A 21,493-nucleotide genomic window follows, 5' to 3' on the forward strand; every position below is an offset into this window, starting at 1 on the left:
GAGGATGAAAAAGATCGGGAAGAAATATTTATTCATGCTCAGAAAAACATGAAGACTCAAATCTTAAATGACGAAACAATCAATATTGAACATGACCGAATCCACCATATTAAGCACGATGCTCATTTACGTGTTGATAATGAATATCGCGTTCTGGCTAATAATGACATATCCGTTTCGTCCAGAAAAAAATTGCATGTCAAGGCCGATGATGCACTCTTCATGCTGGGGGAAAATGAAATTCACCTGAGTTCAGGAACTACCTTAGTTATTGATGCTGGTAGTGAATTAACTCTCCAAGCGGCGGGACATTTTATCAAAATTGATGCTGGTGGCATCACCAGTAGCTCAGGAATTAATTTCGGTAGTGGAACACCGGGTATAGGTTCTGGTTGGGGTGGGAAATTGCCTGACATGCTACAAAAAATAAATAAGGTTAGCGTTGACATGCCTGTAGCGATACCAACAATACCTGTTAAGGAGTTGTGTATTAGTTGCCTGATCAATGCGGAACTGGCAGGGTTAGCAATGATAATGCGAGGACAACAATCATGACCCCGGATTTAAATGAAGAATTGGTTAATTATCAGCAAAGCCATCCTGATATTCGGCTTTATGCATTAGTGAGTGGCTTGCAGTATGAGCGCTGTTTTCAGGAAGAAATTAAATATATTGCAGGGATAAATAATCCGTTATTCCGGCAATATCCCGACTCAAAAATTGCGTTTGCTGGTCCTTGGCTATTTGATATGGAATATGGGGATCAATGGAGTAACAAACTGTCAGTATTGGAAGAAACTTACCCCTCTATATCATGGATATTAACGCCTTTATCGTTAGATCACTTGACTCGTCATCTGGTACCTTATTTAAATATGCAGTTGTCGACAAAAGAGACAGTGCTTTTCCGTTTTTATGATCCCCGTATTTTACATCGAATTAATGATATTTTCAGTGACGAACAATTGGCAGAGCTGACTCGTGGAATAACTAAATGGATCTATCAGCATAATGGGGCTTATCATTCAGTATCAGGAACAACATTATGATTAAATTGACTCAAAAGCAATTTGATAAATTTATTGATGCAGAAGACAATGATTATATTGAAAAAATAAAGAATAATATCTTGTCAAAATATGCCGATCAGGTTGTGGAGAGGGAAAATCTGATTTATCGGCTGAAAGAGGCTTATAACTACTTAATGGAGTTAAACTTTAAGAATGAAACTTTGGTGAGATCTTATCTCTATTTGACGGCATTTAATGTTAATTTTCATAATTCGCCGGAAGTAAAATGTCTTCTTGAAGTACCGGGGAAAAATCCTGAAAAACAATATCAGGATCTTCTTCATGTTACAAAAAACTTAATAAACAGAGGGGATTAACATGCCGGTAATGCTCGCGGTTTACCCATTATTGACTGCCGCTGAATATGTCGTTTCTGCATGTGCAGGACTGTTAATTGGTATAGGAATTACGGACAATCCGGAGCAAGAAATACTTGATGACACTGCTCATGCTTCTGTTGCTGCCGGAGGTCGCGATATTAGCAATGATGTTAAGTTGGGAGAGGCAAAGGCAAATGAGCGGATTGCACGGATCACAAAATCAGGTGTATTAGCGCGCTCGACAGAAAAGTGTGAATTATGTCCCGCCAATACAGGCACGCCTACACGGGAAAAAAGGAGTTTTGGGAATGATATTAATTTACAATATCAAATATATATTACCGGGGCTAAACATGGACCAGGATGGATAGAAGAATGGGATTTCGCCACGGTATCTTTTGACGGTTTTCAGCGATCTGTTTGTCTATTGCAGGAAACGAAGGGGGCTTATGATCAATTTTTCCTGGATGAGGAAATGATAAAATATTTTTGGACAGGAGTTGAAGGTATTGTTACTCAGGCAAGAACACAAAATGCAGTTGTCGTTGCCACACCACCAAATAAATTAAGCTGGTATTTTATGGAGAGGCTGAGTTTTACGTTTTTTAGCCGTCTATTTATGTCTAGAAGTTATATAATAAGCGTTTACCATATCCCATACTCTTTATAAATCTGAGGTATTATAAAATGTCAGAACTTAGTTTTTCTATTCAAATTAAAGAAAATGTGGCAAAAGATTTTACTATTCTTTGTGGCGCTTTCAGTTTTTTTCTTAAAGAAATAAATAAATGTAATAAAAGTATAACAACTCTATATGCAAAAGGCGAAACGTTAGAAGATGCACTACAACATAAAATAATTGATCTTACTGGTGTAATACATTCGGATGCAGAAAAATTGATAGGTAAAAATTTGCCGTATGCGGTAGGGTTATGGAATGGAGATATTGATAAAGGGCTATCCATCATGATAATGGATGAGGTTGATAGAATTGAGACTTATATCTTAATTGGCGCCGAAAATCATATAGTTTATAATAAAAATAACTTAGTTGATTTTATAAAATCCGTTGCAGATAAATATACCCTGCAATATTGTTCAATATCTTTCAATGGAAAGGGAACTGGAGATAAAGTCTTCCCCGATCGCCCAGCAGTTGGTTGGATGATCTATTTGCCTGTGCATATAGAGGAAGGTTATCTGAATATTGCCGAAGATGTTATACCGGTGTCGACGGAACTTAATACCGGAACGATTATTGTTAGTAAAAATGAATATCATTGCTTAGATAAGGCAGATCAACAGGCATCTAATGACCTTGAAATCATTCTGGCTGATTTAGGTATTTTACCTCTATATTCGGAGATGAAGTAAAATCAGAGAGATAGGCTATGTTTTATACGATACTGTTTTTATAGCGTTGTTATTCATGCATTTTAAAAATTTAATAAATGAGAGAGGTTAACATGCCGGTAATGATTGTCAGCGATTGGTCAGGATTTCTAACGCCGGTGAGTGAATTAATGATCGACGCACCTGAGCCACAGATTTATTACCACCCTGAGAATTGTAGTCAAAGTGAGAATGAAAAGCCCTTTGTCTTGGTCATCATTTACTTGAGGCTTGGTTCCATTCTGATTACGCCCTGCAAGGGCAGGTATTTGTGCTCATTAGCGATTTATGGGAAAACCATGGTGAACCAGCGCAGATTATTTACAGGCACTCAATGAGCAATAGGCAATCGCTGACTACGCAATCGTTGCGAGTCAGCCTACAACAGGGCTTCAGGCTGGGGGGAAGCCAATCTTATCAAAGCGTGAATTTCGTAGTGCTTCTTTGACCTTTTTCAAGTTGTCTCTGAATGCCGTACCTCGTCGCAGAGTAAAACCGGTAGCCAGAACATCAATGACGGTTAATTGTGCGATTCTTGATACCATTGGCATATAGATATCGGTATCTTCTGGGACATCCAGAAGAATGGAGAGCGTTGCTTCGTGGGCAAGTGGGGAGTTGCGGGAGGTAATTGCGATGACTGTCGCATCATTCTCACGCGCAAGTTGTGCCGCTTCAACCAGGCTTTTTGTTCTGCCAGTATGGGATATCAACACGACTACATCACCTTCGGTACTGTTAATACAACTCATCCGTTGCATCACAATGTCATCAAAATAGATAACCGGAATATTGAACCGGAAAAATTTATTCATTGCATCATGGGCAACTACAGCAGAAGCCCCTAAACCAAAAAATGAGATTTTCCGCGCTTGGGTCAGTAAATCGACGGCTCGGTTAACGGCGGTAATATCCAAATTGTTTTTTACCGTGTCCAACGTCGCCATTACTGATTCAAATATCTTATTAGTATAGGCGCCAACGGTGTCACTTTCTTCAACATTGCGGTTTACATAAGGTGTTCCATTAGCAAGGCTTTGGGCCAGATGGAGTTTGAAATCGGGGAAACCTTTGGTTTCCAGACGACGGCAAAAACGGTTAACGGTTGGCTCACTGACTTGTGCCATTTTTGCGAGTGTTGCGATACTGGAATGAATCGCCGTTTGCGGTGAAGCCAGGATTATCTGCGCCACTTTTTTTTCTGATTTACTTAAAAACTCAATACTGTTTTGCACCCGTTCCAGTGTGTTCATAAAACGTAGTTACCTATGGTTTTAATGATTTCATTCAAAAAAGAGATCTATGTAAGTTTTATGAAAATATACTACTAGTAAATTGAAGCTGGCAGCAGGAAGTTACAATAATCTAATATTTTTCATAAAAATATGACAAGTGTCTAACTTTCACATTGGTAATTCTCTTTCATATAAGTTGTAAAATTACCTGGTAATATAATTATTCAGTGGTGGTAGCACCTATTGCTAATAGAAGATTAGAGTTATTCGCTATAGCTGTTTACGTGCTATAGCCAAAAGAGTACATTATCGGCTAAAGCTGTAACAAAATTACAATATCCCGCAACAAGGAGATACAATATGGCGGTTACTTCCACGGCTCAAGCTTGTGATTTAGTCATTTTTGGCGCTAAAGGGGATTTGGCTCGTCGGAAATTATTACCTTCCCTTTATCAGCTTGAGAAAGCGGGTTATATCCATCCTGAAACACGAATTATTGGTGTCGGGCGAGCTGATTGGGATAAAAAGGCTTATATCAAAGTTGTTGAAGAAGCTCTGAATACGTTCTTATCGGAAGAATTAGATCCAGAATTATGGAAAACACTGAGTGAACGCTTGGCGTTCTGCAATCTGGATGTTAATCAAAAGGAAGACTTTGCCAAACTGAAAGCAATTCTTAAACAGGAGAATCGGCCTGCAATCCACTATTTTGCGATGCCACCAAGTACTTTTGGCGCAGTTTGTCATGGGTTGGGTCTTGCAGGACTAAATAAAGAGCCAAACCGGGTTGTAATGGAAAAGCCTTTAGGGACCGATCTTGAATCATCCAAAGCTATTAATGATGAAGTGGCAAAATATTTCAATGAGCGCCAGGTTTATCGTATCGATCATTATCTGGGTAAAGAAACAGTATTGAATTTGTTGGCGTTGCGGTTTGCCAATTCTTTATTCGTGAATAACTGGGATCACCGGACAATTGATCATGTACAAATTACGGTAGCTGAAGAAGTTGGCATTGAAGGCCGCTGGGGTTATTTTGATCAGGCCGGGCAGATGCGCGATATGATTCAGAATCATTTGTTGCAAATATTGACCATGATCGCGATGTCTCCTCCAGCAGATTTAACAACAGACCATATTCGTGATGAAAAAGTGAAAGTATTGCGTTCTCTGCGTCGTATTGATCACACGAATGTGCGAGAGAAAACGGTACGCGGTCAGTACACTGCTGGTTTTGTTCAGGGCAGTAAGGTGCCGGGTTATCTGGAGGAAGAGGGGGCTAACCAGTCCAGTAGAACAGAAACTTTTGTCTCTATCCGTGTCGATATTGATGACTGGCGTTGGGCAGGGGTTCCTTTTTATCTGCGAACAGGTAAACGTTTGCCAACTAAATGTTCTGAGGTGGTGGTTTATTTCAAGAAACCGGCGCTGAATCTGTTCTCTGAATCTTATCAACAGTTACCGCAGAACAAGCTGACTATTCGTTTGCAACCGGATGAAGGTATTGATATTGAAGTGCTGAACAAAGCACCGGGGCTTGAGCATAAGCACCGTTTGCAAACAACTAAGTTGGATTTGAGTTTCTCTGAAACTTTTAATCATATTCCGCTAGCAGATGCTTATGAGCGGTTATTACTGGAAGCGATGCGTGGTATTCAGGCGCTATTCGTTCGTCGTGATGAAGTGGAAGAAGCCTGGAAGTGGGTTGATTCCATTATGGATGCATGGGCGGCGGATAATGATGCACCTAAGCCTTATCAGGCGGGAACGTGGGGACCCGTTGCTTCTGTTGCTATGATCACCCGTGATGGCCGTTCGTGGAATGAATTTGAGTAACCGGCAATAAATGAGGAACGCATAACCCCAATAGATTTCAAGATGGATCGCGACGGCAAGGGAGCGAATCCCCGGGAGCAATATACCCAATAGATTTCAATTTGCAGCGCGGCGGCAAGAGAACGCATCCCCAGGAGCATAGATAACTATGTGACTGGGGTAAGTGAACGCAGCCAACAAAGCAGCAACTTGAAAGATGAAGGGTATACCTCCATTGAGGCTCAAGCCGCAGGATGGGCGGCTTGGTCTTGTTGGCTCATACTGATATTTGCTTTGTTTTTCTTATTCATTTGTGATGTCAGACAAGAAAAGAATAAAATTGAATAGTTGCTTTCTATTATTCCATATGATAGAAGTATTAAGGCAATCAACACTATAACTATGAGGATTCTTAGTATATCGCGCGGAATATCGTTGCGATGAAAGAATGAGATATCATGAACAGCGCCAAAAGCGTCAAGTTTCAAAGTTCCACCCATGTACTTTTCCTTTCTGCCATTTTATCCAGTGAACATTACTGGTGCGGTGCATTGTAGCGTCTGACTCCTGTTAACCGGTTTTCAACCGGCGTTTCTGTTTCGTCAAAACGTTAGCTTATTTTCCTCATCTCATACGTAGGTGATTTGGCTCATTTATGGCTTGCGTCTTGACGTGCGTATTTGCATGTTCAGGAGAAAGAAAATGATTTATTGGTTATTCCTTGCAATGGCAATTGTTACCGAAGTTATCGGTACCTTATCGATGAAACATGCCAGCGTTTCCGGTGGTGCAGCTGGCATGGCAGTTATGTATGTCATGATCGCCACATCCTATATCTTGCTGGCAATGGCAGTAAAAAAAGTTGCACTCGGCGTTGCGTATGCTTTGTGGGAAGGCGTTGGCATTCTATTTATTACTGTTTTTAGTGTGATGTGGTTTGATGAATCATTGTCATTGATGAAAGTAGGCGGTTTAGCTCTGTTGGTGACAGGGATTATGCTGATTAAATCCGGTACTAAAAAATCTGCGGTCAAAAAATCAGCAGAAGCAATGAAACAGATGGCAAGCAAGGCTGTCAGTGCCGCAACCACTAAAAACAGTAAGATAAAGGAGGCATAACATGTTGCAACAATTTGAATGGTGGCATGCTGCGTTTCTGTTTCTTGCCGTAGTGTTAGAAATTTTAGCGAATATTTTATTGAAATTTTCTGATGGTTTCCGGCGTCCCTGGATGGGCATTCTCTCACTGGTGGCCGTCCTTGGGGCATTCAGTGCGCTTGCTCAGGCAGTGAAGGGGATTGAGCTTTCCATTGCTTATGCTTTATGGGGTGCTTTCGGCATTATCGCAACAGTTGCAGCTGGCTGGATTATGTTTAATCAACGCTTGAATTGTAAAGGGTGGGGTGGAATTGTCTTATTGCTGTTGGGAATGGTGATGATCAAGATGGCTTAAGCCAGCGTAATTTAATCCGCGGGAGTGTGGGCAAGGGGGCGAGTCCCTGGGAGCATAGATAACTATGGTGACCGCGATGTGACCAGGGCGAGTGAGTGTAGCCAGCAAAGAGGCAACTTGAAAGATAACAGGTTATATCTGCTGGCGCTTGCAACTGTTTTGCATAATAGCCAGCAGATAGAGATAAGGTGACTTTTAACAGGTAAAACATATATCTGGTGTATGACCATCTTTCGAACGACAGCCAGGGCACCAAGATTGAACGATATGGCGACCATCACCCATATCCCTCATGCCAAAGTCTTCATAGCGATAGAAAACATGTTGACCAATTGAGGCGGAACAAGATGGGCAACTTTTGTAGAGCTTGCCTTCTACTTCCGCAACAACTGAATCATGAAAAGAACAATTACAACTTGAACAAACATCCATAGAATGCTCCACACCAAGTAATAAGAGTTATTAAAGGTTAGACCACGTTGATATTCATTAAACAATGGCCAGGCACTTATGTGCTTATTAGAAAGTATGGATGACTCATAAGCATAATTCAATATTGTAAGTGTAAATATAGAAGATACGTTTGGTGTATTAACTTTGTCAGATGAAATAAACTCTATTTATTATAAATAATAGTGGTGATTATTTTTTTAAATTTATTATCAAAGTCTTATTAGTTATTTAAATATGGCATAATTTAAGATTATTTCTAAAAAGGGTCGTTGTTAAAAATAGGTGTTTTGGCTTGAGAGATTGGTTTGTAACAAATTTTTGTTATCAGATTACTATCTGAAATTTTCAGAAATCTATAGGAAACGGATTTAAAAACGGTCTCTGTTAGTGCGATTTTTTATCTATTTAATAAATATCATAAGACTTTTTGGGATATTCTTAATAACTTCCAGATAATTAAAATATAAATACGGATAGTGAAGAATATCCCGAAATTAATATTAAATTCCCGCGATAATTTTTATTTCGACTTTATATTTTGGGTTCATTAGCTTAGCTTCAATAGTACAACGCACAGGCGCACTTCCTGCGACAACCCATGCATCCCAGGCGGCGTTCATACCAGCAAAGTCTTCTTTGTCAGCCAGAAAAATAGTGGCATCGATAATTTTACTTTTATCAGATCCGAGGCGCTGCAACATGATATCAATAGCAGCCAGTGTGTCAGCCATTTGCTCAGTAATATCACCATCCAGCTTTTCTTCCGGTACGCTGGTGTAATAAATAGTTTTATTGTGGATCACAGCTTCGGACCAGCGATCTTGTGGATCAATACGTTCAATTGTCATGAATACCTCTTTAATAACTGCTATCTACCTGATTTTAGGTGGTGATCAGAACATAGTATTGGCATAATCTCCATCTATTTTATTAAAAGAGACAGTTTGTGTCAGACGATTTTGCGAAAAACGGCGCGCTTGCTAAAGCAATAAAAGGTTTTAAACCTCGTAATGCCCAAAGAGAAATGGCGGCTGCTATTGAGTGTGTAATTAAAAACCATCAGCAACTGGTGGTAGAAGCGGGCACAGGGACAGGTAAGACATTTGCTTATCTGGTCCCCGCATTACGTTCTGGGCAGAAAGTGATTATTTCCACTGGCTCCAAGGCACTACAGGATCAGCTTTATAATCGTGATTTGCCGACTGTTGTTGAAGCGATTAATTTCACGGGTAAACTGGCGTTGTTAAAAGGCCGCTCAAATTATCTTTGCTTGGAGCGATTGGAACAACACTCTTTTGGTGGTGGTCAATTGGAAGCGGAAGTTCTGGCAGATATTGTTCGATTGAGAAGCTGGTCTTCACAAACTGAAGAGGGGGATATCAGCACTTGTCATCAGATAGCGGAAGATAGTCAGGTTTGGCCGTTAGTAACCAGTACTAACGATAATTGTCTTGGCAGTGATTGTCCGCGTTATCAGGAATGCTTTGTTCTGAAAGCTCGTCGTCGGGCCATGGATGCGGATATCATCGTTGTCAACCACCATCTATTTATGGCGGATATGGTGGTAAAAGAAACGGGATTCGGTGAGTTAATCCCGCAAGCAGAAATTAAGATATTTGATGAAGCGCATCAAATCCCCGATATTGCTAGTCAATATTTTGGTCAGCAATTAAGTAGCCGGCAACTGATGGATCTATCCAGAGACATTATTATGGCGTATCACACGGAAGTCCGGGATCAGGCTCAGCTAAAAAAGAGCGCGGATCGTCTGAGTCAGAGTACACAGGATTTTCGGCTGGTATTAGGGGAGAATGGTTATCGTGGCAATTTGCGAGAGTTGTTGCAAAATTCACATGTACAACGGGCGCTCGTATTACTTGATGATGCACTTGAGCTTTGTTATGACGTGATGAAGTTATCTTTAGGGCGTTCAATTATGTTGGATGCTGCATTTGAAAGGGCGACAGTTTATCGTAATCGTCTTAAACGTTTGAAAGATGTGACTATCCCTGATTACAGTTATTGGTTTGAAAGTTATGGTCGTCATTTTCTTCTGGCGCTGACACCTCTGTCCGTCTCCGACAAATTCAGCGAAATTATTCATGAACAATCCGGTTGTTGGGTTTTTACGTCAGCCACATTATCTGTTAACGAACAGCTTTCACATTTCACAGAACGGCTTGGGTTAAAACAAGCAAAAACTTTATTATTACCGAGTCCATTTGATTATCAGAGTCAGACATTACTTTGTGTTCCTCGTCATTTGCCGTCCCCGAATCAGGCTGGTGGTGCAAAATGGTTGGCGAAGATGCTTAAGCCGCTGATTGAAGCTAATAAAGGCCGTTGTTTCTTTTTATGCACTTCACACCAGATGATGCGCAGTTTGGCTGAAGAGTTTCGTGCTAGCATGACATTGCCGGTTTTAGTTCAGGGCGAAACGAATAAAAGTCAGCTACTTTCGCAGTTTATTTCTACCGGCAATGCGTTATTAGTGGCAACCAGCAGTTTTTGGGAAGGTGTAGATGTGCGGGGTGATGCGCTTTCCTGTGTCATTATCGATAAGTTGCCATTTACGGCGCCGGATGATCCATTATTAAAAGCGCGTATTGAAGATTGTCAGCTTAAAGGTGGTGATGCATTTAATGAAGTTCAGTTGCCAGATGCGGTTATCAGCCTAAAACAAGGTGTCGGGCGGCTTATTCGTGATGTTGATGATTATGGTGTGGTTGTGATTTGTGATAACCGCTTGGTAATGCGTCCATATGGTGAAGTGTTTCTTAATAGTTTACCCCCTTCGCCACGAACTCGTGATTTAACAAAAGCCGTTGCTTTCCTTGAGGCTCGGCAATCTTCTTGAATCAAAGAGGAAAAAGATAGGTTAATTGAAAAGGGGCATTTTTCAGAGGTGATTAAATATGGTTAAAAGTATCGTAGTGAGGCATTTGCTGCAATTCACGAAACGATGGAGGCATTGAGTGAAATAGGGAGTGTCAATAAGCAAACTATGCGTGAGTTTGATGCCGCCTGTTTGACTCCCATAGAATCATTATCTCCAGAGGAAATACATTAACCGGATTTCAAGCTTAAAAAAATAAAGGATTTTAACCGAAGTAATAAAGGTCTTGCATGAAAAAGAAGATAGTTACAGGGGTAGTTGTTATCGGCTTATTATGTTGTTTGGCTTTTTCGGTAACAACAAAAACTAATCTAAATCCAGCACATCAAGTAGGTGATGCCATTGATAACTATAAGAATGTTGTAGTCTATTATAATGGTGGGGTTGATACGTCATTGGGGCGTAATTTGTCGGAAGATGGTTATAATTTGGGAATAAAATATCAGTGTGTTGAATTCATAAAACGTTTTTATTTTCAGTTTTATCACCATAAAATGCCAGATACTTATGGGCATGCAAAAGACTTTTTTGATCATTCTGTTGCTGATGGTGGAATAAATAAAAAACGGGCATTGTTACAATTCACCAATGGCAGTATTTCGGCACCAGAAACAGGCGATATTATTGTTTTTGCCCCAACATTATTTAATCGCTATGGTCATGTTGCGATTATTTCTGTCGTTGAGCCAACGTCAATTGAAATTGTTCAGCAAAATCCGGGGCCATTTAGTTCATCACGTGAACGTTTCGAACTGCAACAAACCGAGGGGATGTGGAGAGTGAAAAATCAGCGGGTATATGGTTGGTTAAGAATGCTAAATGAGAGAGAAAAAAAATAGAAGCGAAAAGTATTGTTTAGATAGGTTAAGACATCACAGAACGGAAATCCGGTTTATTATCTATCTGTGATAATCTCCGGTGGCGATTTGGATAAAATAGACAAAGTTATGATAAGATAGCGCCTTATTTCGAATTATATTGCTTGCCGAGGTTAAGGCATGTCCACACGAATTCTGGCTATTGATACTGCAACGGAAGCCTGTTCAGTTGCTCTTTGGAATGATGGTGCCGTTTTGGCACAGTTTGAAATTTCTCCACGTGAACACACACAACGTATTTTACCCATGGTTCAATCTGTTCTGACAGAAGCCGGTATCAGTTTACAGCAACTCGATGCCCTGGCATTTGGCCGTGGGCCGGGTAGCTTTACGGGTGTACGTATTGGTGTTGGTATTGCTCAGGGGTTGGCTTTGGGAGCTGAATTGCCAGTCATTGGTGTTTCAACGCTCAATACAATGGCGCAAGGTGTTTTTCGCCTGACAGGATCAACTCAGGTATTAACGGCTATTGATGCTCGAATGGGAGAAATTTATTGGGGACAATATGTTCGTAATCAGAAGGGTGAATGGCAGGGAAATGAAACTGAAGCAGTGATGAAACCGGAACGGATACAGGAGATCATGGCTTCATTGAATGGCGCTTGGGTAGTGGCGGGTACTGGCTGGCAGGCTTATCCTCAATTGAGGACAAGTCATTTAACGCTGAGTGATAGTGATATTACATTACCCCATGCTGAAGATATGTTACCTCTGGCTGTACAGATGTGGCAAAACGGCGAGATGAAGGCTGTAGAACATGCAGAACCAGTGTACTTACGTAATGAAGTTACCTGGAAAAAATTACCGGGCCGTTAAGCATTGATTGATGAAACTTGTAGTAAAACAAAGTATCAAATAGATAAAGTTATTTTAAACATATTATTGGGTCAACTTTCAGGAGAAGGTGGTTATGTTAAAAGTAATAAACTGCCGGACGAGTATTCAAGTGCTGATCGTATTAGCTGTTGTTATGCTCACAGGTTGTATCTCCGTTCCTGATTCAGTAAAAGGGACGTCACCATCGCCAGTGCAAGATCTGCTTTCTGTTAAGAATGCACCTGAGTTGTTTATCGGTCAGGAAGGGCGATTTGGCGGTAAGGTACTTGATGTAGTGAATGAAAATCATCGTACTCGTCTGGAAATATCATCCTTGCCATTAGCATCAGATGCCAGTCCAGAACTGAATGAGCCTTCTATCGGTCGAATCTATGCTTATGTTAATAGTTTTCTTGAGCCTAACGATTTTAAAGGAAATTATGTCACTGTTGTTGGCCCGATAATGGGCCTGGAAAAGGGCAAAATTGGTCAGGCGGATCACTCTTATGTTGTGATTAATGCAACGGGCTATCAACGTTGGAGGAGCGTTCAGCGGGTATTGATGCCTTATGGTCCGGGGTCCTGGAATTATTATGGTTCTCCATATTATTCAGGTTGGGGATGGAATTGGTATTATCCTGACCCAGCATCTATTGAAACTATTTTGACCAAGTGAACTAATTCCAATAACCGAAACTGCTTAGTACCATAATCTAATTTTTTGTTGTAACCGCCGCATTTATGTGGCGGAATCCATATTACTATTTATGTGGTTGTATTGTTAACTTCATTGCAATCCTTATACCTAAGCCAATGATTGCTTCCTCAACCAAAATTTTCCGTAATTCATGCGGAATATTATCCGATTCTAGTACTACAAAGCCAAATTTGTCATATAATCTCCGACTTGGTGTAAAATCGCGGAAAGTTGTGAGATAAAGCGCTGTTTTGTTACGTTGTTTTAATTTTTCGATGATTAAATTAAGAAGAGCACTGGCAATGCCTTTACCATTATATTCCGGTAGTACATCAATCTCAGCTAACAGAGTTAATTGATTTAAAGAACGGATTAGCGCGAATCCGACTAAGTTTTGATCACTCTCTGCAACCCAAAGCCGTTGTTCTTGGATGCTTGATTCAATTTCACACACAGGCAGGGTTTGACTACAGAGTGCTTTTGGCAGTAGTTCATCAGGAAAAAGAGAAGCAGCTTGCAGTTCTATATCGCTGATAGCAGCACTATCTTCATCGTTTGCCACTCTGATCGTAATGTTATTCATAATCATTTTTCATTATTTTTGGTTTTTTAATAATGTATTGGAATAGATGAAAGCAATAAATGCTATTCTAAAAATGCTATCTTAAGCGAAAATGTATCGGTTAATGTGTAATCAATAGCTACCAGATTAAATATTAACTATAGCAATAATATACTGATAATTAAAAATAATTTATAGACTACACAATTCTCTTTGTTTTTATGTGTAAGGATTAACATGAAATTAGTGATGTGTATCTCAACCTGAGCAATGTTTCTTTTTTAAACTGGTATGCTGAGTTAATAATTTGTTAAAACAAAGCGTGCGTTATTTATTAGGCGAGTGATAACATAGCAATTAAAATTTCAGGAGTATTACCTTGGAGAAAGTCTGGCTAAAACATTATCCGGCAGATATCCCTGTGGAAATTGACCCGGATCGTTATGCATCATTGGTTGAAATGTTCGAAAATGCCGTAGCGCACTATGCAGATCAACCTGCGTATATAAATATGGGTGAGGTTATGACCTTCCGTAAGTTGGAGGAGCGTAGCCGGGCATTTGCTGCTTATTTGCAAAATGGTTTGGGATTAAGCAAAGGGGATCGTATTGCACTGATGATGCCAAACTTGTTGCAATACCCTGTTGCTTTGTTTGGTTCTTTGCGCGCAGGTTTGATTGTCGTAAACGTTAACCCTTTGTATACGCCACGCGAACTTGAACATCAGCTTAATGACAGCGGCGCTTCAGCCATTGTGATCGTTTCTAACTTTGCTCATACGCTGGAAAAGATTGTTTTTAATACCAGAGTTAAGCATGTTATTTTGACGCGCATGGGTGATCAGCTATCTCGTCCTAAAGGCACATTGGTTGATTTTGCTGTGAAATATATCAAACGGTTGGTGCCAAAATATCATCTGCCTGATGCCATTTCATTTCGTTGTGCGATACATAAAGGCTATCGCATGCAGTATGTGAAACCGGATATTAACGGTGATGATTTGGCCTTCCTACAATATACTGGCGGTACTACTGGCGTTGCTAAGGGGGCGATGCTGAGTCATCGTAATATGCTAGCGAATCTTGAGCAGGCAAAAGCGGTTTATTCTCCATTACTAAGGGTAGGTCAGGAGCTAATAGTTACTGCGCTACCGCTTTATCATATATTTGCGTTAATGGTGAACTGTTTGTTACTTATTTACGTGGGTGGATGTAATCTTCTGATCACTAACCCGCGTGATATTACAGGAACAGCTAAAGAATTGAGTCGTTATCCGTTCACTTCAGTGACTGGAGTGAATACGTTGTTTAACGCCTGGTTAAATAATGAAGAATTTAAGAAGCTTGATTTTTCCGCATTGCGTCTTGTTGTTGGTGGTGGCATGCCAGTTCAGAAAACAGTTGCTGAGAAGTGGGCTAAGGTGACTGGAAGAACGCTTCTTGAGGGGTATGGTTTGACAGAGTGTTCACCATTGGTTTCCTGTAATCCTTATAACGTGAAAAATTACACTGGTAGTATAGGTTTTCCTGTGTCTTCAACGGAAATTAAGCTTACCGATGATGATGGTAATGAGGTACCAGTAGGCCAGCAGGGGGAACTGTGGGTTCGTGGCCCACAGGTTATGATGGGTTATTGGAATCGCCCTGATGCGACAGAAGAAGTATTGAAAGATGGCTGGGTAGCGACGGGTGATATTGCGAATATTAATGAACAAGGTTTTATTCATATCGTAGATCGTAAGAAAGATATGATTTTGGTTTCTGGTTTCAATGTGTACCCTAATGAAGTTGAAGATGTTGTATCAGCTCACCCGAAAGTGCTAGAGTCAGCAGCAATAGGTGTACCAAGTGAAAGCTCTGGTGAAACCGTTAAAGTGTTTGTGGTTCGGAGAGATTCCAGTTTAACCGAGGATGAGCTTAAAACGCATTGTCGTCGTTATCTGACAGGTTATAAAGTACCTAAAATCATTGAGTTCCGGGATGAATTACCTAAATCTAATGTAGGTAAAATTCTTCGAAGGGAACTGCGAGGTGAAGAGGAAAAAGTAAGGAATGCAGTTGTAGCCTGACCCTTTTCATAATACTTATAAGCACGACAACGCCGGATGAAACCGGCGTTGTCGTGCTTGTTCCATGAATGGCTAAGAGAACTATGTTTTGAATTATCAGTTGATCACCACAGATGCTCAGTTGCAACAAGTTTGCGAAAGAGCGAAAGAATACGCAAAAATAGCATTGGATACTGAATTTGTACGCACACGGACGTATTACCCCCAATTAGGTTTGATACAACTGTATGATGGCGAACAACTTTCTCTGATAGATCCACTGAATATCACTGACTGGCAACCTTTTCGTGAATTAATTACCAATCCTCAGATATTGAAGTTTCTACATGCTGGCAGTGAAGATTTGGAAGTCTTTCTGAATGCTTTTCAATGTCAGCCAGAACCGATGATTGATACTCAAGTGCTTGCTGCTTTTATCGGGCATCCTCTTTCATGTGGTTTTGCCGCATTGGTGGCTGAATATATCCATGTCGAACTGGATAAAAGCGAATCTCGTACTGATTGGCTTGCTCGTCCATTAAGTGAAAAGCAGTGCGAATATGCGGCAGCGGATGTTTACTATCTGCTGCCTTTGGCTGATATTTTGATGGCTGCGACAGGGCAGGCCGGATATATGGAGGCGGCGTTCGGGGAATGTGAACTTATCAGTCAACGTCGTAGGGAGATATTAGCCCCGGAATGTGCTTATAAACAGATAAGTAATATTTGTCAATTACGTCCCCAACAGCTTGCATGTTTGAAAAAGCTGGCGGCATGGCGTTTGAATCAGGCCAGAGAGCGTAATTTGGCTGTGAATTTTGTTATTCGTGAAGAAAACTTGTGGCAGGTAGCGCGTTATATGCCAACCTCTTTGGCGGAGTTGGATGCATTGGGGTTGAGTGGACAGGAGATTCGTTGTCATGGACGCCGTTTGTTGGCAATGGTGGCTGAAAGTGAAAATATTCCAGAAAGCGAGTGTCCTCCTCCAGTGACAAACTTGATTGATCAACCTGGTTATCGCCAGGCGTTTAAGGATATTAAGACACTGATCAGTCAGGTAAGTGAACGGCATAAATTTAATTCAGAATTATTGGCGTCTCGTCGTCAGATTAATCAGTTACTCAGTGCTCACTGGAAGTTGAAGCGATTAAATGGCAAACCTGAATTGCTCAGTGGGTGGCGAGGCGAATTGCTGGCAGAACCAGTCGCAGAGATTCTGTCGAATTATCCTAATTAACACACATCAGATGAGAGCAATAGCTTTAGCCTGCTCGATATCAGGCTAAAGCGGATGGGTGGGGTTCTCATTTAGAGTTACCCCATCTCAGGTTGTTACATAATCGACTTGGTTATTTTGATAACGGCTAATGATAAAACAACCTTATTCACCCACGTTATTTCTGAACTTCTTCTGCCTCAGGTAATGTTATATTAAGCTCCAGCACGGAGATGTCATCACCTTTCTGTTCAAATTGCACAGAGAGCATTTCAGGATCTACTTGTATATATTTACAAATTACAGCCAGGATATCCCTTTTCATATCAGGCAGATAGGCTGGTTCAGAATCACCACGGCGACGCTCTGCTACGATAATTTGCAGCCGCTCCTTAGCGATGTTTGCTGTCGTCTTTTTCCTCGACAGAAAGAAATCTAGTAAAGCCATGTTTTACCCCCCAAACAGGCGCTTTAAGAAGCTCTTTTTCTCTTCTTCAATGAAACGGAAAGGCCGTTCTTCGCCCAGTAAACGTTCAACAGTATCTGCATACGCTTTTCCTGCATCGGATTCCGTATCTAAAATAACAGGCTCTCCTTGGTTGGATGAACGCAACACAGATTGATCTTCAGGAATCACACCAATTAAAGGAATGCATAAAATTTCCAGAACGTCTTCCATACTGAGCATATCACCACGGCTTACACGTCCGGGATTATAACGGGTCAGTAGTAGATGCTCTTTAATCGGATCTTCACCGCGTTCGGCGCGTCGTGATTTAGAGGCCAAAATGCCTAGAATACGGTCTGAATCGCGTACTGAAGAGACTTCAGGGTTAGTTGTGATGATGGCTTCATCGGCAAAATAGAGTGCTATTAATGCACCACTTTCGATTCCGGCGGGAGAATCACAGATAATAAAATCAAAACCTTGTTTATCCAGATCGAGTAGAACCTGCTCAACGCCTTCGGAAGTGAGAGCGTCTTTATCACGAGTTTGTGATGCGGGCAAGATATAAAGATTTTCTGTACGTTTATCCTTGATTAATGCTTGATTAAGAGACACATCGCCTTGAATAACGTTTACGAAGTCGTAAACTACGCGGCGCTCACATCCCATAATCAGATCGAGATTACGCAGACCGATATCAAAATCGATAACAACGGTTTTTTTACCTCTTTGGGCAAGGCCAGTAGCAATGGCCGCGCTTGAAGTGGTTTTGCCAACGCCACCTTTACCTGATGTAACAACAATAATGCGTGCCATGAAGTAATTCCTTATTAAAAGGGCTAGATTAAAGGTTCGATAGTTAATTCATTATTTACCAGGCTAAGTTTTGCGGCTTTTCCTGCTAATTCAGTTGGGATTTTATCGCCGAGCCAATATTGTCCGGCTATAGAGACTAGCTCAGCGTTTAAATGGGTACAAAAAACCAGGCATTCCTGATCACCGGATGCGCCAGCTAATGCTCGGCCACGCATCATGCCATAGATATGAATATTGCCGTCTGCAATCAATTCTGCACCGGCACTTACATTGCTAGTGACAATAAGATCACTGCCTTGTGCATAAATTCTCTGGCCTGAACGAACAGGTAAATTAATTATGCGGGTTTTTTTAGCCGCAGGTTCTGCCGGTTTATTTTCTTGTACCGGAACTTTTTGTTTTTTGCCTTCATTCAACAGCGGCAAGGAGGCTTTTAGTGCTGCTCGACGTTGCTTATCGTCACGGCAACCGCTAATACCGACAATACGGAACCCTGCTGAATCAATAGCATGATGCAGAGCTTTCAGATCAGCTTCTACCGGCAGAGCGGAGATATTAATGACAACAGGCGCATTTTTCAGGAAATCCGGTGCTTGTTCCACCTTTTCCTGTAGGGCCTGTAGGATAATTTCAGGTTGATCATTGTATAAATGAACGACTGAAAGTGTAAAATTACTGCCTTTTAACTCAATTGGCGACTGTGACATCTATCCTGACTCAGATTCAGCAAATTTGAGATCCCCAGCAACAACATCTGGGATGCGATATTTTGAAATACAATAAGCATGTTATAATTACTGAATTATTCAAGCAAGTCGCGGCCTTAATTTAAAAGAGTTTATTATAATGATTTGTGTGATTTACAGAAGCCCGAACCGGGAGCAAACATACCTTTATATTGAAAAAAGAGATGATTTCTCTCGTGTTCCTGGAGAGTTACTAAAAAGCTTTGGTCGGCCTCAATATGCAATGACTATCTCTCTGACAGATAGAAAAAAACTGGCAGGTGCTGATATAGAAAAAGTAAAAATATCGTTAATTGAACAGGGCTTTTACCTACAAATCCCACCCCCGGTCGAAAATTTAATGAATCAACATCTGGATCAGACAAAAGAATAAGAAAAATCTGAGGATTTGATGAGTAAAATTAACTTTGATTGCGGTTTTATTAACCACCAAAATATTAATTGGGTGCAGTGTTTTCACGGGAAAACAGCGTAGATTGTACCTATCTGGCCATCGGGTAATACGGAGGATAAATTTCCTCTGAATGCCGCGGGTTTGTTGTTCCTGATGATGTAGTGTAACAAATGCTATAATCAGAGGTACCTGATAAACCAGACAGAGTGAGAAATGAGTATGTATCAGCACAGAGACTGGCAGGGCGCATTACTGGATCTTCCAGTTAACAAAGTTGTTTGTGTTGGCAGTAATTACGCTAAACATATTAAAGAGATGGGCTTTCAACCGGCGGGAGAGCCGGTCATTTTTATTAAACCGGAAACTGCACTGTGTGATATACATCAGCCAATTGCAATTCCAAAAGATTTTGGTGTTGTTCATCACGAAGTTGAACTGGCTGTGTTGATAGGTACACAGTTGAAACAAGCAAATGAGGAGCGTGTTGGTATAGCAATTGCCGGTTTTGCTGTTGCATTAGATCTTACCTTGCGTGATTTGCAGTCTAAATTCAAGCAGGCAGGTCAGCCGTGGGAAAAAAGTAAAGCATTTGATGGCTCTTGCCCGATATCCGGGTTTATTCGGACGAGTAGTTTTGGTGATCCGCAGAATGCACGGCTTTCACTGACTGTTAATGACGAACTGCGGCAGAATGGTAATACCAACGATATGCTGACACCTATCATTCCTTTGATCAGCTATATGTCGCGCTTTTTCACTTTGCGGCCAGGAGATGTGATTCTTACTGGTACACCGGAAGGTGTTGGATCATTAGAGTCCGGCGATACGTTAAAGGTTACTCTGAATGATAATTTACTCACTACAAGAGTGATTTGAATAATATTAAGGAATAGTAGAAGTTATGTCTCAGCCTTTCTGGCAGGTAAAAACTCTGGATCAGATGACGGATGAAGAGTGGGAATCATTGTGTGATGGGTGTGGGCAGTGTTGCTTGCATAAGTTGATGGATGATGATACCGATGAAATTTATTTCACTAACGTTGCCTGTAATCAGCTCAATATAAAAACCTGTCAGTGTAAAAATTATGAAGACCGTTTTAGATATGAGCCAGACTGTATCAAACTGACCCGTTACAATTTGCCGACTTTTGAGTGGTTGCCATTGACTTGTGCATATCGTTTGCTGGCAGAGGGAAAAACATTGTTACCTTGGCATCCACTGATTAGAGGGTCTAAATCAGCAATGCATAGTGAAAGAATCTCTGTCAGGCATATTGCGGTACGGGAAGTTGATGTTGTGGAATGGGAAGACCACATTTTGAATAAGCCGGAATAATGGTTTAATTAACTGTAATTTAATAAATTATTTTTCTATGTTTCCCAAGTTGGGATAGTTGGGATCTTGGTGACTGGGGTGAGTGAGTGCAGCCAACAAAGAGGCAACTTGAAAGATAACAGGTATAAAGGTTGATTGTATATAATTGCATCTATACTATTACTGTTAGGTAATTAAACCTGTGGTTTATTAGAGGAGGCATAAAATATGCCAAGATATTCGGAAAACATAGAAAAAATTACCAATGATTTCAGTTGCTTGAATGAGCCAGAGCTCAACCGTACTCTTTATGATGTTCTTGATTCCTCTGGTACTGATATTGTGCATGATGTGAATGAGCTCATTCTTCCATTGGGTTACCGATTGGTCAGGGTTGATAGCAGATTAGATTTGGATATAGATGAGCCTCATTTTGAATTGGCGTTACTTAGTGACGATGCAAAAGAGGTTGTTTATTACAATAAAGTCATTGTGATGAATGATTTGGTGCTTAACTGTAGTCCTGTGTCGCAAACGCTTGTATGGCGAACGAAAAAACCAAAACATAAAGCGGCGTTAAGTGATTTAGCAGCTAAAATCTTTTTCCACTATCTAATTAAAACATATGATGTAGTTGCTTCAAACATTAACCAAATAATCGACGATATTTCTTTTTGGCAAGCTCGAATGTATGAAGCATTACAGTTTGGGCTTTATGTTTACGGTTATGATGTTATGACTTGTGAATTGAGAAATATCGTAACTGAGGATGATGTTGGTAAAGAGCAGAGTTGGTTATGGGGTGATGCGGAGTATTATATGGATAGATTAGCGATTATTTCCAAGATCAAATTGCCTAATAAGTAATTTATTGAACTATGTTATATCTGCGGTTAATATAATGGTTCGAAATAACTCGAACCA

Annotated in this window: 27 protein-coding genes; 19 read left to right on the top strand and 8 right to left on the bottom strand. The window is 40.7% G+C overall.

The genetic code is table 11. The annotated features are described in order from the left end of the window. The 6 genes from BO26_RS24020 to BO26_RS22715 all read left to right on the top strand — a co-directional run. Positions 1–555: bacteriophage T4 gp5 trimerisation domain-containing protein (locus BO26_RS24020; protein WP_036771071.1), on the top strand; the 555-nt coding region annotated here is incomplete at its 5' end. After that, positions 552–1,049, top strand: a complete 498-nt coding sequence (locus BO26_RS09675; protein ID WP_036771072.1) for a DUF4123 domain-containing protein — start codon at positions 552–554, stop codon at positions 1,047–1,049. The genes BO26_RS24020 and BO26_RS09675, both read left to right, overlap by 4 nt. After that, a complete protein-coding gene (locus BO26_RS09680) occupies positions 1,046–1,387 on the top strand; it encodes a hypothetical protein (protein WP_036771073.1) in 342 nt (113 codons plus the stop codon). The genes BO26_RS09675 and BO26_RS09680 overlap by 4 nt, the downstream gene beginning before the upstream one ends. Before the next feature lies 1 nt (position 1,388). Continuing rightward, positions 1,389–2,060 (top strand): restriction endonuclease fold toxin 5 domain-containing protein, encoded by a 672-nt coding sequence (locus tag BO26_RS09685; protein ID WP_051690931.1) that lies wholly within the window; start codon positions 1,389–1,391, stop codon positions 2,058–2,060. A 17-nt stretch (positions 2,061–2,077) separates the two neighbouring features. Further along, positions 2,078–2,764 carry an Imm52 family immunity protein gene (locus BO26_RS21545; protein ID WP_051690932.1) on the top strand — a complete coding sequence of 229 codons (687 nt, stop codon included), beginning with the start codon at positions 2,078–2,080 and terminating at the stop codon, positions 2,762–2,764. A 92-nt stretch (positions 2,765–2,856) separates the two neighbouring features. After that, entirely contained in the window at positions 2,857–3,120 is a 264-nt protein-coding gene (locus tag BO26_RS22715; RefSeq protein ID WP_201771260.1) for a hypothetical protein, read from the top strand. A 54-nt stretch (positions 3,121–3,174) separates the two neighbouring features. Here the strand turns inward: BO26_RS22715 and BO26_RS09695 are convergent, their stop codons facing one another. Then, positions 3,175–4,035: a MurR/RpiR family transcriptional regulator gene (locus BO26_RS09695; RefSeq protein ID WP_036771074.1), complete on the bottom strand. Its 861-nt coding sequence runs from the start codon at positions 4,033–4,035 to the stop codon at positions 3,175–3,177. 342 nt (positions 4,036–4,377) lie between these two features. Between BO26_RS09695 and zwf the strand changes: the two genes are divergently transcribed. Continuing rightward, positions 4,378–5,853: a glucose-6-phosphate dehydrogenase gene (zwf, locus tag BO26_RS09700; RefSeq protein ID WP_036771075.1), complete on the top strand. Its 1,476-nt coding sequence runs from the start codon at positions 4,378–4,380 to the stop codon at positions 5,851–5,853. A 221-nt stretch (positions 5,854–6,074) separates the two neighbouring features. Here zwf and BO26_RS23460 read toward each other — a convergent pair whose 3' ends face one another. Further along, on the bottom strand, positions 6,075–6,332 hold the full coding sequence (locus BO26_RS23460) for a hypothetical protein (protein ID WP_036771076.1): 258 nt from the start codon (positions 6,330–6,332) through the stop codon (positions 6,075–6,077). 202 nt (positions 6,333–6,534) lie between these two features. Between BO26_RS23460 and mdtJ the strand changes: the two genes are divergently transcribed. Together mdtJ and mdtI are read left to right on the top strand one after the other, a co-directional pair. Further along, positions 6,535–6,951: a multidrug/spermidine efflux SMR transporter subunit MdtJ gene (gene mdtJ / locus BO26_RS09710; RefSeq protein WP_036771077.1), complete on the top strand. Its 417-nt coding sequence runs from the start codon at positions 6,535–6,537 to the stop codon at positions 6,949–6,951. Position 6,952: 1 nt separating this feature from the next. After that, on the top strand, positions 6,953–7,285 hold the full coding sequence (gene mdtI, locus BO26_RS09715) for a multidrug/spermidine efflux SMR transporter subunit MdtI (RefSeq protein ID WP_036771078.1): 333 nt from the start codon (positions 6,953–6,955) through the stop codon (positions 7,283–7,285). A gap of 195 nt (positions 7,286–7,480) precedes the next feature. Here mdtI and BO26_RS09720 read toward each other — a convergent pair whose 3' ends face one another. After that, the gene (locus tag BO26_RS09720; RefSeq protein WP_036771079.1) at positions 7,481–7,717 is read right to left on the bottom strand and encodes a hypothetical protein; all 237 of its coding nucleotides are present in this window, start codon (positions 7,715–7,717) and stop codon (positions 7,481–7,483) included. A 521-nt stretch (positions 7,718–8,238) separates the two neighbouring features. Next, positions 8,239–8,586: a RidA family protein gene (locus tag BO26_RS09725; protein ID WP_036771080.1), complete on the bottom strand. Its 348-nt coding sequence runs from the start codon at positions 8,584–8,586 to the stop codon at positions 8,239–8,241. A 98-nt stretch (positions 8,587–8,684) separates the two neighbouring features. Here BO26_RS09725 and BO26_RS09730 point away from each other — a divergent pair, with 98 nt between their 5' ends. The 4 genes from BO26_RS09730 (at position 8,685) to BO26_RS09745 (ending at position 13,004) form a co-directional block, all read left to right on the top strand. Then, positions 8,685–10,595 carry a DNA repair helicase YoaA gene (locus BO26_RS09730; protein ID WP_036771081.1) on the top strand — a complete coding sequence of 637 codons (1,911 nt, stop codon included), beginning with the start codon at positions 8,685–8,687 and terminating at the stop codon, positions 10,593–10,595. Positions 10,596–10,864: 269 nt separating this feature from the next. Next, positions 10,865–11,473 carry a CHAP domain-containing protein gene (locus tag BO26_RS09735; RefSeq protein WP_036771082.1) on the top strand — a complete coding sequence of 203 codons (609 nt, stop codon included), beginning with the start codon at positions 10,865–10,867 and terminating at the stop codon, positions 11,471–11,473. Between the two features lie 159 nt (positions 11,474–11,632). Next, on the top strand, positions 11,633–12,328 hold the full coding sequence (gene tsaB, locus BO26_RS09740; RefSeq protein ID WP_036771083.1) for a tRNA (adenosine(37)-N6)-threonylcarbamoyltransferase complex dimerization subunit type 1 TsaB: 696 nt from the start codon (positions 11,633–11,635) through the stop codon (positions 12,326–12,328). A 94-nt stretch (positions 12,329–12,422) separates the two neighbouring features. Next, positions 12,423–13,004, top strand: coding sequence for a Slp family lipoprotein (locus BO26_RS09745; protein WP_036771084.1), 582 nt, complete (start codon positions 12,423–12,425; stop codon positions 13,002–13,004). Positions 13,005–13,089: 85 nt separating this feature from the next. On the opposite strand, the gene BO26_RS09750 is transcribed toward BO26_RS09745, so the two are convergent. After that, complete coding sequence (locus BO26_RS09750) at positions 13,090–13,608, bottom strand: GNAT family N-acetyltransferase (RefSeq protein ID WP_036771085.1); 519 nt, start codon at positions 13,606–13,608, stop codon at positions 13,090–13,092. Between the two features lie 358 nt (positions 13,609–13,966). On the opposite strand from BO26_RS09750, the gene fadD reads away from it, so the two are divergent. Next, entirely contained in the window at positions 13,967–15,655 is a 1,689-nt protein-coding gene (gene fadD, locus BO26_RS09755; protein WP_036771086.1) for a long-chain-fatty-acid--CoA ligase FadD, read from the top strand. A gap of 88 nt (positions 15,656–15,743) precedes the next feature. Then, on the top strand, positions 15,744–16,871 hold the full coding sequence (rnd, locus tag BO26_RS09760) for a ribonuclease D (RefSeq protein ID WP_036771087.1): 1,128 nt from the start codon (positions 15,744–15,746) through the stop codon (positions 16,869–16,871). Between the two features lie 157 nt (positions 16,872–17,028). Here rnd and minE read toward each other — a convergent pair whose 3' ends face one another. The 3 genes from minE to minC are packed head-to-tail and all read right to left on the bottom strand — an operon-like array spanning position 17,029 to position 18,821. Further along, the gene (gene minE, locus BO26_RS09765; protein ID WP_015834567.1) at positions 17,029–17,298 is read right to left on the bottom strand and encodes a cell division topological specificity factor MinE; all 270 of its coding nucleotides are present in this window, start codon (positions 17,296–17,298) and stop codon (positions 17,029–17,031) included. Between the two features lie 3 nt (positions 17,299–17,301). Continuing rightward, complete coding sequence (gene minD / locus BO26_RS09770; protein ID WP_036771088.1) at positions 17,302–18,114, bottom strand: septum site-determining protein MinD; 813 nt, start codon at positions 18,112–18,114, stop codon at positions 17,302–17,304. A gap of 23 nt (positions 18,115–18,137) precedes the next feature. Continuing rightward, positions 18,138–18,821: a septum site-determining protein MinC gene (minC, locus tag BO26_RS09775; RefSeq protein ID WP_036771089.1), complete on the bottom strand. Its 684-nt coding sequence runs from the start codon at positions 18,819–18,821 to the stop codon at positions 18,138–18,140. A 139-nt stretch (positions 18,822–18,960) separates the two neighbouring features. On the opposite strand from minC, the gene BO26_RS09780 reads away from it, so the two are divergent. The 4 genes from BO26_RS09780 to BO26_RS09795 all read left to right on the top strand — a co-directional run bounded on the left by BO26_RS09780 (position 18,961) and on the right by BO26_RS09795 (position 21,436). After that, positions 18,961–19,233, top strand: coding sequence for a YcgL domain-containing protein (locus BO26_RS09780; protein WP_036771090.1), 273 nt, complete (start codon positions 18,961–18,963; stop codon positions 19,231–19,233). Between the two features lie 240 nt (positions 19,234–19,473). Continuing rightward, the gene (locus tag BO26_RS09785; RefSeq protein ID WP_036771091.1) at positions 19,474–20,130 is read left to right on the top strand and encodes a fumarylacetoacetate hydrolase family protein; all 657 of its coding nucleotides are present in this window, start codon (positions 19,474–19,476) and stop codon (positions 20,128–20,130) included. Positions 20,131–20,155: 25 nt separating this feature from the next. Beyond that, positions 20,156–20,590: a YcgN family cysteine cluster protein gene (locus tag BO26_RS09790; protein WP_036771092.1), complete on the top strand. Its 435-nt coding sequence runs from the start codon at positions 20,156–20,158 to the stop codon at positions 20,588–20,590. 207 nt (positions 20,591–20,797) lie between these two features. Beyond that, complete coding sequence (locus BO26_RS09795) at positions 20,798–21,436, top strand: hypothetical protein (RefSeq protein WP_036771093.1); 639 nt, start codon at positions 20,798–20,800, stop codon at positions 21,434–21,436. The last annotated feature ends 57 nt before the right edge of the window (positions 21,437–21,493 follow it).

It is taken from the genome of Photorhabdus australis DSM 17609 (genome assembly GCF_000711895.1).
GTDB lineage: Bacteria > Pseudomonadota > Gammaproteobacteria > Enterobacterales > Enterobacteriaceae > Photorhabdus > Photorhabdus australis.